Raw genomic sequence first — 13,391 nt, forward strand, 5'->3', positions numbered from 1 at the left:
ATTGATTTTTGATTTTATCAGATACTGTAATCATACATAGATATATATAGCACTTCGTTTGAAGTGTTATTGCGCATTATTTATTGTAAAGTACGATCAAATAATGATTGTCGTTCTCTTAAATGTTATGTATACCAATTAAGTTTTTTGCTAATATTCGTTTAATATGACCTATAGCTTTAGCTGGATTTAGTTTTTTAGGACATACATTAACGCAATTCATAATATTATGACAACGAAAAATACTAAAAGAATCTTTTAAGAGTTGTAATCGTTCTTTATCATTAGTATCACGACTATCCATTAAAAAACGATATAAAGTCAATAATCCAGCGGGACCAATAAATTTATCTGGATTCCACCAAAAGGAAGGGCAAGAACTGGAGCAACATGCACATAATATACATTCATAAGATCCATCTAATTTAGAGCGTTCTTCTGGAGATTGTAAATGTTCATGAAGTAACTGAGATTGTTGGTCAGAGTGGTTATTAATTAAAAACGGTTGTATTCTTTCATATTGAAGAAAGAATTGACTCATGTCTACTACTAAATCACGAATTATTGGAAATCCAGATAATGGACGTATTACAATTGCATTCTGATGATTACTATCATATAATCTTTTTAATGAAGTAATACATGCTAGGTTGTTTACACCATTTATATTCATGCCATCTGAACCGCATACCCCTTCTCTACAAGAACGACGAAATGTTAGAGTTGAATCTTGTTCTTTCAATTTAATTAAGGCATCTAATAACGTCATATTTTTCACGTATAATAAATTAAGTGTATAATGTTTCATGTAGGCATTTTTACTCATTTCAGGATTGTAACGATAAATGGAAAATTTAATTTGCATATTTAAACTCCATTTTTTTAATAAACACGGGTTTTCGGGGGAAAAGGAGGGCGAAATTTTGGTTGCATATTCACATTACGACGAGTCATAATATCTTTTTTTGGTAAATATAATGTATGACACAACCAATTTTTGTCATCACGCATGGGAAAATCATAACGGCTATGAGCTCCTCTGCTCTCGGTTCTAAAAATAGCAGCCATAGCAGTTACATAAGCAGTTTCTAATAAATTGTCTAATTCTAAACATTCAACACGTTGTGTGTTGAATGTATAAGATTTATCTGATAAAATTGCACAATTTAATCGGGTACGTATTTCTTTTAGTTCTTCCAATCCTTTCAGCATGTTTTGTTCTTCTCTGAAGACGGAGAAATTGCTTTGCATGCATGATTGCAAATTTTGACGTATTGTTACTGGATTTTCTGTTACGCTCGATTTGTTGCTATTCCAACGAGTGTAACGAGCTAACGATTTTTCTATATCAGAATTAGTAGGACCACGAGTAGGCCATTCTTCTTCTGATAAATATGTTTGTATACATTTTCCTGTAGCATGTCCAAATACGATTAAATCTAATAAAGAATTTCCACCTAGTCGATTAGCTCCGTGTACTGATACACAAGCAGTCTCTCCAACCGCAAATAAACCTGGAACTATCGTATCTTCACCCGCATTATTTATAGTAATTACTTCTCCGTGTACTGTCGTAGGAATGCCACCCATCATATAATGGCAGGTAGGAAATACTGGAATTAACTCTTTTACGGGATCTATATAAGAAAAAGTACGTACTAATTCCAAAATACCAGGTAATCGTAATTCTAATAATTCTTTTCCCAAATGGTCTATCTTTAATTTAACATGAGGGCCGCATGAACCTGAATAACCTCGTCCTTCTTGAATTTCCAGCATGATTGCTCGAGCTACCACATCTCGTCCAGCTAAATCTTTTACGTTGGGAGCATATCGTTCCATAAATCTTTCTCCTTCAATATTTAAAAGATATCCTCCTTCACCACGGCATCCTTCGCTTACTAAGATTCCGACACCAGCTATTCCAGTGGGATGAAATTGCCACATTTCCATATCTTGAGCAGGAATACCTGCTCGTAACGCCATGCCCATTCCATCTCCTGTATTGATATGAGCATTGGTGGTAGATTGATAAATGCGTCCCCCCCCTCCAGTTGCAAGCACTGTAGCACGTGCTTTAAAATATACTAATTCTCCTGTTTCAATAGAAAAAGCAATACAACCAAGTATTCTTCCATCTTGATTTTTTACTAAATCTAACGCGTACCATTCTGAAAATATAGTTGTTTTGTTTTTTAAATTTTGTTGATATAAGGTATGTAATAGTGCATGTCCGGTACGATCAGCAGCTGCGGCAGTACGTGCTGCTTGTTTTTTTCCGTAATATAAAGTTTGTCCTCCAAATGGACGTTGGTAAATACGACCATTTTGTAGTCTAGAGAATGGTAACCCCATATGCTCTAACTCTAATACCGCTTTAGGTCCTGTTTTACACATATATTCAATAGCATTCTGGTCTCCTATGTAATCAGATCCTTTCACAGTATCGTACATATGCCATTGCCAATCATCTTCGTGATTATTGCCAAGAGCAACTGTAATTCCTCCTTGAGCAGATACTGTATGTGAACGTATAGGGAAAACTTTGGATATTAAGGCGCAAGAAAACCCCATTTTAGAAACCTGTAATGCAACGCGCATACCTGCTCCGCCAGCTCCTATAACAACAGAAAAAAATTCTTTAACTGGTATTTGATGCATCTATATACTCCAAATGATAATAATTCCAAAAAATAAGTATACGCACAATATAGAACCGGTTACCCATATTCCTAATTGTCTTAATACTGGCAATGTTATATAGTCTTCTAATATGTGGCGCATACCAATCCAAGCATGACTTAGGGCAGACAATAAAGTTATGATGCTAAATATTTTAGTGGTCTTCTTGCTGAAGAAATCATACCACTGATCATAAGATAAGTTGTTAGAAAAAATAATAAAAATAGAAATATATATAATGTATAGCAATATCCATATGGCAGACATTCGTACCAGCAACCATTCGTGTACTCCATGACATTTCAAGATTGATTTAATGGACACCATATTAAGATTCCAATGAAAATAGACAACAAAATAGTCAAAATAAATATAATTTTTGCACTCATTTTACCCATTAGTAATGTTTGGTGTAAACATCCGAAATCCATTAATATCTGACGAATACCAGCAAATACATGATAACTTAGTAGGATCATAACTATCCAAAATAAAAACTGAGAAATATAATGATTCATCAATAGAAACTGATGAATTTTGCAAAAATCATTATTAGAAGATAAAGACAATTTTAATATCCAAAGAATTGGTCCAATTGTTATGAATAATAGAATTCCCGAGATTCTGTGTAAAATAGAAGCAATAGCAGTGATAGGAAATCGTATAGTTCTAATATTTAGATATATTGGTCTTTGATTTTTTTTGATCATATAAATACTCTCAAATATATAATAGTATTGCATATTTTTTGCAGCGACATACTTTATATAGTTAAAATGTCACAAAATATAGATAATTAATAGTACAAAGATAGATGTTATTACAATTACATCTTATACAGTGTAATTATTTTTTGAATATATAATATATATATATTATTTTTTATTTTGATATCTGTATGTTGTACTAATCGATTTGCTGTCATAACAAATGATTAGATTATGGATAATATCATATCTTGTATATTATTAACAATTTAATAATATTATAAAATTTGGAATAAAATTCGATTTTTAATTTTCAAAAGGGTACGTGTATGTAATAACGAAAGTGAGATAGATCATGAATTTTGTTTTTACCTTACTCAGAAAATAACTAAAAAATAATAGATTTAAAATATGATAATTGATTTACTAAAGTATTGAGTTTTAGTATTTAAAATGTTTGTAGCATCTTGATATTCAATATATTATTGAATGTACCAAATATTTATGAGTTGAATTATATATGATAATATCTGAAGATATCATTAATGATAACATGTGATCAGAAGAAACATAGAGTTCACATGATAATGATGTTGTATTTTGAAAATATTCTTGTTGCAAAAAAAAAATTGTGTTGTTTTGGTGTTATTGAATATTGATTTGTCTTATTTCATAAAAGATAAAGAACTAAGAAATTGTGGATATATTATTTGTGATTATTGATGTTGTGTGCGACCGTTTAGACGGTCTAATAAAATTTATTTTTATTGCAAAAAAAAAATAGTTGTCAAAATAACAAATATCCCAATTGAGTTAATAATGTTGATTTTTTAATTGTTCAATAATGTGCTAGCCGTGTTTCAAAATAAAAACATTAAAATATAAATAAGTTGTTTTGTATTGAGCATAGTATGTATAGTTTTTGGTTTTTATACAATGTATTATTGTTTATGCTCTTAATTTTAAGGTTAGCAATAAATTTGTATGTTGATATCCATATATGTTTTCTCGTAATGAGAAAGAGTGTATTATTTTTAATTTTGAAGAATATGTAATCGATTCTTCGAATAATGGTTTAGATATATATATGATCATTTTCATGTAAGTTTACCAACTGATTCATATATATAAAGTATCGTTGATATAGCATATATATATAGATCTGGAAAAAATAGGGACAAACATATATAACCATATGTAAGGATAAACTGGATAACCACATACTCCAATTATGTTTTATGTTGGTAGTGTATCAAATATATTGTAAGTAATAATTAGGTCACATATTTCATGTAAATTAATTAAAAAACTGTTACATTAACAATGTTCTTTGCATGATTCATATTTTGTTTGAATACAGTTTTAGTTTAAAGCGTATGTCCTATTTAAGGATCGTTTTAAAAACATGAATGCTTTATGTCTATGAGTATAGTATTATGTTTTATAATATTTTAAACAAACAATATAGTAATCAATAACATTGATCAGGATCGTGCGTGTCTATGTTTTTTAGTTCAAGAATAACGAACACATAAACTTCTCTGTGAAATCCTAAGTGTTCACAGCAATAACGTATATATGTATATATAATTTTTTTATTTATGTCTATTTCGTATTATTGATTATGAGGTTTTTGTTAAATAACAATTAAAAGTTTAATAATCTGTAATTATATAGTAGTAACTGCTGTATCGAATATAGTATCGTGTATCTTCTATTTTAGGGTTAGTTAATGATATTGTTGATGACGCTTATTATTTCTTTTTCAATCTTTTTTTTATGAGAAACACTTAAAAAACTTTCACAATAAATTTTGTATACTGGTTCGGTGCCTGACAATCGACACGCCACCCAACCATTGTGGGTGATGATTTTTACGCCATCCATGGATATTTGATTTTTTGATGAACTTATATTGATGATCTGAATAATAGGATCATCTGCTAGTTCTGTCATATTAATTTGATTAAATAATGTCTTGGAGATAAGGGATTTTTGTGCGTAATTAATAGGTAATTGAATACGATTATAATTAGATATTTCAAAATTTTGAACTAATCGGTCATAATACTCGTGGAAGGATTTATCGTTGATAGCAATCATTTCAGCTGCTAATAGACACATAATTAACCCATCTTTATCTGTGGACCAGGGAGAACAATAAAAATCTAAGAAAGATGCTCCTGCGCTTTCTTCGCCTACAAAACCGAAGAAACTATTAAATAATCCTTGTACAAACCACTTAAAACCTACTGGCACTTCTATCAGTGGACGAGATAGATTACATGCTACGCGGTTCATCATAATACTAGATACATAAGTTTTTCCTATGAACAGTGGATGATTATGCCATAATGGGCGATTGTTGAAAAGGTAATGTGCTGCAATAATAAGATAATGATTGGGTTTTATCAAACCAAGAGGAGTAATAATTCCATGTCTATCGCAGTCTGGATCATTAACTAAAATCAAATCAAAGTTATCATGTGGTTTTATTAATACTCCAGCCATGGCGAATTCAGAAGAACAGTCTACTCGGATGCAGCCATCATAGTCAAGATGCATAAAACTAAAAGTTTTATCAATTTTTTCACTGATTAAATTTAAATCTAATTGATAATATTGGGCAATATTTTGCCAATAATCTATACTTGACCCACCTAATGGATGTACTCTTAATTTTAAACCGGATGCTTTTATAGCTTGCATGTTAATTATTGTAGATAGTTTTTTTACATAATTTTGAATGAAATCTTGTGTGTGTATATAACCGCTTTTCCAAGCATTATGCAATGTCATACGATGCACGTGTTGTAAATTATTTATTAAAAATTTATTAGCGATTTGTTCAATTGAGCGAGTTATATCGCTAGAAGCTGGCCCCCCGTATATTGAGTTATATTTTATACCCCCATCTTCAGGTGGATTATGAGAAGCAGTGATGATGATGCCATCAGCTTTTTTCGAATGATCATTGCGATGATTTTTATTATATTGAGTGATAGCATGTGAAATAACAGGGGTTGGAGTGTAACCATTATTTTTTTGAATAATAACATCAACAAAATTAGCTGCTAATACTTCAATTACAGATATGAACGCTGGTTCAGAAAGAGCGTGCGTATCTTTTCCAATGTAACATGGTCCTGTTATACCTTGTTGTGCACGTACTTGTGCGATTGATTGGCTAATTGCTAATACGTGTGCTTCGTTAAAACTGTATCGCTGAGAACTACCCCTATGACCTGAAGTACCAAATAGAACATTATGAGCGTCATTATTTGGATCTGGAGATAAAGTGTAATACTGTGTTATTAATTGAGACGTATTAATAATTTCATTATGTGACGCTAGTTGTCCAGAACGGATATGGTTTTTCATGTGAAAATCTCCTATATTGATTGTTTTTGAAATTTTAAAAATATTGTGATATATTATCATTAGGTTTATTAGATGCATTGGTATTTCTAGTCTTTAATGTACAGGAATATTAAAACATGTTTTGATAACTATGTTAGGTTAATTTTAAAAATATTACATTCATACTTGTGAATTAATGATATAAAAGTTTATGAAAAAATGTAAGCTTGTATCATTTCATTAGGTATCCTGATACGTCGTACTAAATATATAATATTGTTTAGGTAATGATAAACAAATATTACAGTGTTATTAATAATAAGTATTATACTATATGCAGCTTAATTATCGATTGCAAATGCTTAACTCTGCATTAACAAAAACTCCAGTCATAATGCTTCATGGGCTTTTTGGTGATCTTAATAATCTTGGGATTATTGCAGAAGGAGTAGCTCGGTATTGTTGTGTCGTGCAAGTTGATTTACGTAATCATGGTCGTTCTCCTCATGAACGATTTATGAATTATTCGGTAATGGCGCAAGATATTTTAGATTTGCTAGATCGGTTGTTAATAGATAAATGCATAATTATTGGCCATTCAATGGGCGGTAAAGTTGCAATGAAATTGTGTATGTTGGCTCCTCACCGCATAACCAAAGTCGTGATTATTGATATAGCTCCAATAAAATACGATATACATAGTCACGATAATATTTTTCATGCAATTGAGCGTGTTAATATCTTTGGAGTAAAAAATAGAAATGAAGCTGCGCTTCTTATGCGGCAGTATTGTCTCGATCAATCATTAATATTTTTTTTATTGAAATCTTTTCGTCAGGGATCTTGGATTTTTAATTTTTCATCCATTAGAAATAATTATATTCATATTAGTGGTTGGAATACATACCAAACTTGGTGGGGTCCAGCATTATTTATTAGAGGTGCATTATCTGCGTACCTCGATAATCGTTTTTTAAATGATATTTACCATCAATTTCCGAAGGCGCGCATTTGTATGATACCTAATGCAGGGCATTGGGTGCATTGGGATAATCCCGTGGATGTGTTAAGTGCGATTAGTGAATTTATTATGCATTAATTTTTAAAATATATGGTATATTTTATATATTATTTTTCAAAAATTTATGTAATTCAAAAATAAAAGATGTTAACGATCTATTACAATTGATTATGTGTCATCATAAATGATTATATAAACATGTGAATTGTATTGATATTTTGATGCGATATTGAATGAAATTGTATGCGTTTTGATTGATGATAAAAATGTGATTTATACTATACAATATATAAGGTTGAAATATTATGAAATCAGCGTTAGTAGGTATTTTTTTTAGTAGTGATACGGGTAATACTGAAAAACTTGCTAAAATGATTCGGACACAGTTAGGAAAAAGTATTGCAGATGTTTTTGATATAGCTATGAGTTCTAAAGAAGACATAGAAAATTATGATAATTTATTATTTGGAATCCCCACTTGGTATTACGGAGAACCGCAATGTGATTGGGATGCTTTTTTACCTGTGCTAAGAAATATTGATTTTTCTGGAAAAAAAGTAGCAATTTTTGGATGCGGAGATCAAGAAGATTATTCGGAATATTTTTGTGATGCAATGAGTATTTTATATGATATTATTTTGAAAAACGGAGCTATTGTTACAGGATTATGGTCTTCATCTGGTTATCATTTTGATACTTCAAAAAGTTTAATTGGTACAGATAAGTTTGTAGGATTAGCTATTGATGAAGATCGTCAACCTGAAATGACAGAGATTCGTGTACAACATTGGGTGAATCAAATTCGGAATGAAATGAATATTTACAATTACAACAAATAAAAATAATTGCATTGATAATTTTGTGTATACAATTAGAATGATTACAGGTTACTCTCTTTGGGGTTTTATGTACCCTGGGATGTAATGGGTTTTTGGGAGCTAGTTGGGAATTGTGATTGAAGGCAGTATTATTAGTGCATAGAAGATTGTCCAGACATGATTGTATAATAGTTTTGAATTTATTTATTTAGTAATGTTTAGATTCTTTTAAGGTTACGGTTCTATTTAATACTAGATGAGATGCTTTAGAGTAGTGGCGGTCTATAATGAAATACCCTTCTCGTTCAATTTGATACGGACCAGGACTATAGGAGTAAATTATATTTTCTTCAACAACTCCTCGAGAAATTATTAAAGATTTAGGATTGATATTGGTAATCCAATTGGTTGCAATAGAAGGATTGGGATGAGTAAATAATTTGTCGTATAGACGAAATTCAGCTGATATGTTCCTGGTCGCCGATACCCAATGTATTACTCCAGTAATTTTTCTACCATCTGTTGGATTTTTGTTTAAAGTAAGTGGGTCGTAACTGCAATAAATACAAATAATATTCCCGTTTTTGTCTTTTTTGATGTCCTCTGCTTTTATGACATAAGCATATCTTAATCGTATTTCTTGTCCCAAAGTTAATTTATAACATTTATCATTATTATTTAATATTTCACTAAAATCAAAATGATCAATAAAAATTTCTTGACTAAAAACGACATGACGAACTCCCATATTAGAGTTATTAGGATGATTCGGCATTTCTATTATTTCCTCATATCCTGTAGGAAGATTGTTAATGATAATTTTTATTGGGTTGATCACCGCCATTAGTCGTGGCGCATGTTTGTTTAAATCTGCACGAATACATGATTCTAAAAGTGATAATTCTATTTGACTTTCTTGTTTACTGATACCGATGCGATGACAAAATTCTCGAATTGATCTGGCTGTATATCCTCTACGTCGTAATCCAGAAATAGTAGGCATTCGAGGATCATCCCATCCATTAACTATGTTTTTTGTAACTAATATATTAAGTTTACGTTTAGATGTGATTATATATTTTAAATTAAGACGAGAAAATTCATGTTGATCAGGGTGTATATCTATATCAACATTATTTAATATCCAGTTATATAAAATGCGATTCTCTTGGAATTCTAAAGTACACAAAGAATGAGTGATACCTTCTATTGCATCTGAAATGCAATGACTAAAATCGTATGTTGGATAAATACACCATTTTTTTCCAATACGATGATGTGGAGTGTATTTAATACGATATAATACTGGATCTCGCATCACCATAGAAGAAGAGGCCATATTAATTTTAGCGCGCAAACACGCTCCGCCTTCTAGAAAATCTCCATGACGCATTTTAGAAAAATACATTAAATTTTCTTTAATACTACGAGATCGGTATGGGCTATTTTTACCAGAACGTGTTAATGTTCCTCGGTATTTTCTAATTTCGTCCGTAGATAATTCATCTACATATGCTAATCCTTTTTTAATTAATTTAATAGCATAATTATGTAATTCTTCAATATAATCAGATGAATAATGTACATCTCCATGCCACATAAAGCCAAGCCATTGAATGTCATATTTTATACCTTCAATATATTTTTCGTGTTCTGTCTCTGGATTGGTATCATCGAACCGTAAATTGCATTGACCGTGATAATATTGGGCAATACCAAAATTAAGACAAATAGCTTTAGCATGTCCGATATGTAAATGTCCATTAGGATCTGGAGGAAATCGTGTGCGTACGTTAAAATGTTTTTTTAATTTTAAATCTTTATCAATAATATGGTTGATAAAATTAGGTCGATAATTCATGAGAGTCTTCATTTTTATCCTTTTTGTAAATATATAATTATTGTGTTAATCCGTAGGAAAAATATCTTTATTATTATCGGTGATGATATTGAATTAAGATTATTATATGGAAAATATAAAAATTATTAAAGAATATAATTTTTTTATAAAATTATAACATGCGCTTGTGTAATGTGTTAATAAACACATAAATTAGAATTTAAAATATTTCGTTGTTGTAATTGTTATTTAAATGTAGATATATTGTGTGAAATAATTGCGATATAAATTATGTAATAATGGATTTTATTTTTTATATTAATAATGTATGATTTACATATGGAAATAAACATAATTTGTATTTACATATTTTTATAGAGATACTATGGTCTTTAAGATTATTTTGTTATAAAGTAAGAAAAATTGTAATGCTGTAGATATTTGTTTGTACATAAATTGAGAATAATTCAAACGTTATTTTGATGTTGTAATTTTTCTATATCTATATGCAATATAATATATTCATGACAGTTTTAGAATAAGTGCAATGATGTTGTTGAAGTGAATTGAGAGTGGATATTGATTTAAAGATGATTATAGCAAGTAGGAATGCTCATTTCATTAGAATAAATGTATGGAACGTTTGTATAAATAGAAATAAACACATATATTGAAGTATTAAAATAATCGAGGAATCATCGCGTGTTGGTCATATTATTACTCAATAATTATTGGTATATTGATATTGAATCAGCTACGCAGTGAGATATGTTAATTTTCATGGTTTTTTATTATTTTCAGTATTGCATCAATAAAATTCTGATCTTTATACTTACAAGATATCACATCATATTTACTACTAATGCAGATGCGTAGAATTTGTAGTATTTGTATTAGTTTTAACAATAAAATATAGGATGATTTCATTATCAACCCAATTAAATAAGGATTCTTACATGAGAGTTGTATTTTTAGGTACCTCTGATCACGTTGCTCAATGGGTTGCGCATTATGTTGTTAATCGTATTAATGCTTTTCATCCTACCTTCGACAATCCGTTTGTATTAGGTTTACCAACAGGAAGAACTCCAATAAAGACTTACGAGAATATTATAACAATGTATCGATCTAATCAAGTAAGTTTTAAATATGTAGTGATATTTACTATGGATGAATATCTTGGTTTATCTTGTACAGATTCAAACAGTTATTATACGTTTATACATACAAATTTTATTAATTATATTGATATCCCTAAAAAAAATGTATACGTTTTAAATGGAAATACTAACAATATTGAGGATGAATGCAAACGATATGAAGAAAAAATAAAATTATATGGAGGTATGCATTTGCTGATAGGAGGAGTTGGTAGTGATGGACATCTTGCTTTTAATGAGCCTGGTTCTTCTTTAGCGTCACGTACTAGACTTAAAAACTTGAGTAAAGAAACTCGTATATCAAATGCTAAGTTTTTCAAAAATAATATTGATTCTGTTCCTAAATTTGCATTAACTATTGGAATTGCTACATTAATGGAATCACGAGAAATAATAATAATAGCAACTGGAGCAGATAAAGCGATAGCAGTACAAGCGGCAATTGAAGGTAGCGTTAATCATATGTGGACTATCAGTTGTTTACAATTGCATCCTAAATCGGTATTAGTATGCGATGAATCATCAACCGAGGAATTAAAAATAAAAACAGTCAAGTATTTTCAAGAATTAGAAATAAATAATCAGACGATCATAATATAGTTTATTAAAATATGTATGCTTTAATTAATAGTACAATATACACTGGTAAAAAAATTCTTGACAATCATGCGCTTATTGTTTCTGATAATTTTATTAAAGCTATTTGTTTGAAGAGCGAGTTACCTAAACACATGGAGGTACATGATTTATCAGGGTTTTTGTTGACACCTGGATTTATAGATTTACAAGTTAATGGGTGTGGCGGTGTGCAATTCAATGATCATATCAATGCAATATCAATGTGTACACTCAAAACAATGCAAATAACTAACCAATTTTCGGGTTGTACTAGTTTTCTTCCAACGTTAATTACTAGTAATGATGTTTTGATGCAACGAGCTGTTAATGTCATGCGTACTTTTTTATCTCAAAACAACAACCAGGCTTTAGGATTACATTTGGAAGGTCCATTTTTGAACTCTACAAAAAAAGGGATACATAACTCAACATTGATTCGTGTGCCAACAGAAGAGATGATAAATTATTTGTGTGAGAATAGTGATGTTATCAGAAAGATAACTCTTGCTCCTGAACAATTATTGGACATGACATGTATTAAAAAGTTACAAAAATCAGGTATTTGTATTGCAATTGGACATTCTAATGCTACCTATAAACAAACCCGATTTAGTTTTTCATATGGTGTTAGTTTTGGGACTCATTTGTTTAATGCTATGCCTCCGTTAACTGCTCGTGAACCTGGTGTTATCGGAGCTATTTTTGATGCACCAGAAATATATTGCAGTGTTATAGCAGATGGTTTGCATGTTCATTGGGCTAACATTAGATATGCTAAAAAAATTAAAGGAGATCATTTAATTTTAGTAACTGATGCTACTAGTCCTGCGGGATTGAATAAGGGGAAATCTTGTTTTCTTTTTTCTAACAAAACTATATATCATAGTAATAATAGATGTGTGGATAGTAAAGGCGTACTCAGTGGATCAACTTTAACAATGATTCAAGCAATTAAAAATAGCGTTGAATACGCTGGAATACCATTAGATGAAGCTGTGCGTATGGCTACTTTATATCCAGCTAAAGTTATTGGAATGGATCATTGTTTAGGTAGCTTAGAAATAAATAAGATTGCTAATTTAACTGTTTTTAATACAGACTATCAAATAAAAAAAACTATTGTTAATGGGAAAATAGTGAATACATCATTGTTATAAATTTACTTACATATGGACATATATGTTT

General features: G+C 30.1%; 10 protein-coding genes. 4 read left to right on the forward strand and 6 right to left on the reverse strand.

Going from position 1 to position 13,391, the window contains the following annotated elements; translation table 11 throughout:
• Positions 1 to 118 precede the first annotated feature (118 nt).
• The 5 genes from M9397_RS01000 to M9397_RS01020 form a co-directional block, all read right to left on the reverse strand.
• Positions 119 to 865 (reverse strand): succinate dehydrogenase iron-sulfur subunit, encoded by a 747-nt coding sequence (locus M9397_RS01000; RefSeq protein ID WP_250227109.1) that lies wholly within the window; start codon positions 863 to 865, stop codon positions 119 to 121.
• 17 nt (positions 866 to 882) lie between these two features.
• The gene (gene sdhA / locus M9397_RS01005) at positions 883 to 2,661 is read right to left on the reverse strand and encodes a succinate dehydrogenase flavoprotein subunit (RefSeq protein ID WP_250227110.1); all 1,779 of its coding nucleotides are present in this window, start codon (positions 2,659 to 2,661) and stop codon (positions 883 to 885) included.
• The gene (sdhD, locus tag M9397_RS01010) at positions 2,662 to 3,009 is read right to left on the reverse strand and encodes a succinate dehydrogenase, hydrophobic membrane anchor protein (RefSeq protein ID WP_250227111.1); all 348 of its coding nucleotides are present in this window, start codon (positions 3,007 to 3,009) and stop codon (positions 2,662 to 2,664) included. It lies immediately after the preceding gene.
• Entirely contained in the window at positions 2,985 to 3,392 is a 408-nt protein-coding gene (sdhC, locus tag M9397_RS01015) for a succinate dehydrogenase, cytochrome b556 subunit (protein ID WP_250259810.1), read from the reverse strand. Before sdhC ends, sdhD begins: the two co-directional genes overlap by 25 nt.
• Before the next feature lie 1,722 nt (positions 3,393 to 5,114).
• Positions 5,115 to 6,770: a phosphoglucomutase gene (locus tag M9397_RS01020; protein WP_250227236.1), complete on the reverse strand. Its 1,656-nt coding sequence runs from the start codon at positions 6,768 to 6,770 to the stop codon at positions 5,115 to 5,117.
• A 313-nt stretch (positions 6,771 to 7,083) separates the two neighbouring features.
• On the opposite strand from M9397_RS01020, the gene M9397_RS01025 reads away from it, so the two are divergent.
• Together M9397_RS01025 and fldA are read left to right on the forward strand one after the other, a co-directional pair.
• Positions 7,084 to 7,848 carry an alpha/beta fold hydrolase gene (locus M9397_RS01025; RefSeq protein ID WP_250227114.1) on the forward strand — a complete coding sequence of 255 codons (765 nt, stop codon included), beginning with the start codon at positions 7,084 to 7,086 and terminating at the stop codon, positions 7,846 to 7,848.
• Positions 7,849 to 8,075: 227 nt separating this feature from the next.
• Complete coding sequence (gene fldA / locus M9397_RS01030) at positions 8,076 to 8,609, forward strand: flavodoxin FldA (protein WP_250259812.1); 534 nt, start codon at positions 8,076 to 8,078, stop codon at positions 8,607 to 8,609.
• A 187-nt stretch (positions 8,610 to 8,796) separates the two neighbouring features.
• Here fldA and glnS read toward each other — a convergent pair whose 3' ends face one another.
• Positions 8,797 to 10,461 carry a glutamine--tRNA ligase gene (gene glnS / locus M9397_RS01035; RefSeq protein ID WP_250227116.1) on the reverse strand — a complete coding sequence of 555 codons (1,665 nt, stop codon included), beginning with the start codon at positions 10,459 to 10,461 and terminating at the stop codon, positions 8,797 to 8,799.
• Positions 10,462 to 11,384: 923 nt separating this feature from the next.
• Between glnS and nagB the strand changes: the two genes are divergently transcribed.
• Together nagB and nagA are read left to right on the forward strand one after the other, a co-directional pair.
• Positions 11,385 to 12,188, forward strand: coding sequence for a glucosamine-6-phosphate deaminase (nagB, locus tag M9397_RS01040; RefSeq protein WP_250227117.1), 804 nt, complete (start codon positions 11,385 to 11,387; stop codon positions 12,186 to 12,188).
• An 11-nt stretch (positions 12,189 to 12,199) separates the two neighbouring features.
• Positions 12,200 to 13,363: an N-acetylglucosamine-6-phosphate deacetylase gene (gene nagA / locus M9397_RS01045; protein ID WP_250259816.1), complete on the forward strand. Its 1,164-nt coding sequence runs from the start codon at positions 12,200 to 12,202 to the stop codon at positions 13,361 to 13,363.
• The last annotated feature ends 28 nt before the right edge of the window (positions 13,364 to 13,391 follow it).

Origin of the sequence: Blochmannia endosymbiont of Camponotus sp. C-003 (genome assembly GCF_023585685.1) — a bacterium.
Lineage (GTDB): Bacteria > Pseudomonadota > Gammaproteobacteria > Enterobacterales > Enterobacteriaceae > Blochmanniella.

Coding starts and splice junctions, on each gene's coding strand:
- sdhA (WP_250227110.1), bottom strand. CDS start 2,661: ATGCATCAAATACCAGTTAAAGAATTTTTTTCTGTTGTTATAGGAGCT.
- nagB (WP_250227117.1), top strand. CDS start 11,385: ATGAGAGTTGTATTTTTAGGTACCTCTGATCACGTTGCTCAATGGGTT.
- glnS (WP_250227116.1), bottom strand. CDS start 10,461: ATGAAGACTCTCATGAATTATCGACCTAATTTTATCAACCATATTATT.
- nagA (WP_250259816.1), top strand. CDS start 12,200: ATGTATGCTTTAATTAATAGTACAATATACACTGGTAAAAAAATTCTT.
- M9397_RS01020 (WP_250227236.1), bottom strand. CDS start 6,770: ATGAAAAACCATATCCGTTCTGGACAACTAGCGTCACATAATGAAATT.
- M9397_RS01000 (WP_250227109.1), bottom strand. CDS start 865: ATGCAAATTAAATTTTCCATTTATCGTTACAATCCTGAAATGAGTAAA.
- sdhD (WP_250227111.1), bottom strand. CDS start 3,009: ATGGTGTCCATTAAATCAATCTTGAAATGTCATGGAGTACACGAATGG.
- fldA (WP_250259812.1), top strand. CDS start 8,076: ATGAAATCAGCGTTAGTAGGTATTTTTTTTAGTAGTGATACGGGTAAT.
- sdhC (WP_250259810.1), bottom strand. CDS start 3,392: ATGATCAAAAAAAATCAAAGACCAATATATCTAAATATTAGAACTATA.
- M9397_RS01025 (WP_250227114.1), top strand. CDS start 7,084: ATGCAGCTTAATTATCGATTGCAAATGCTTAACTCTGCATTAACAAAA.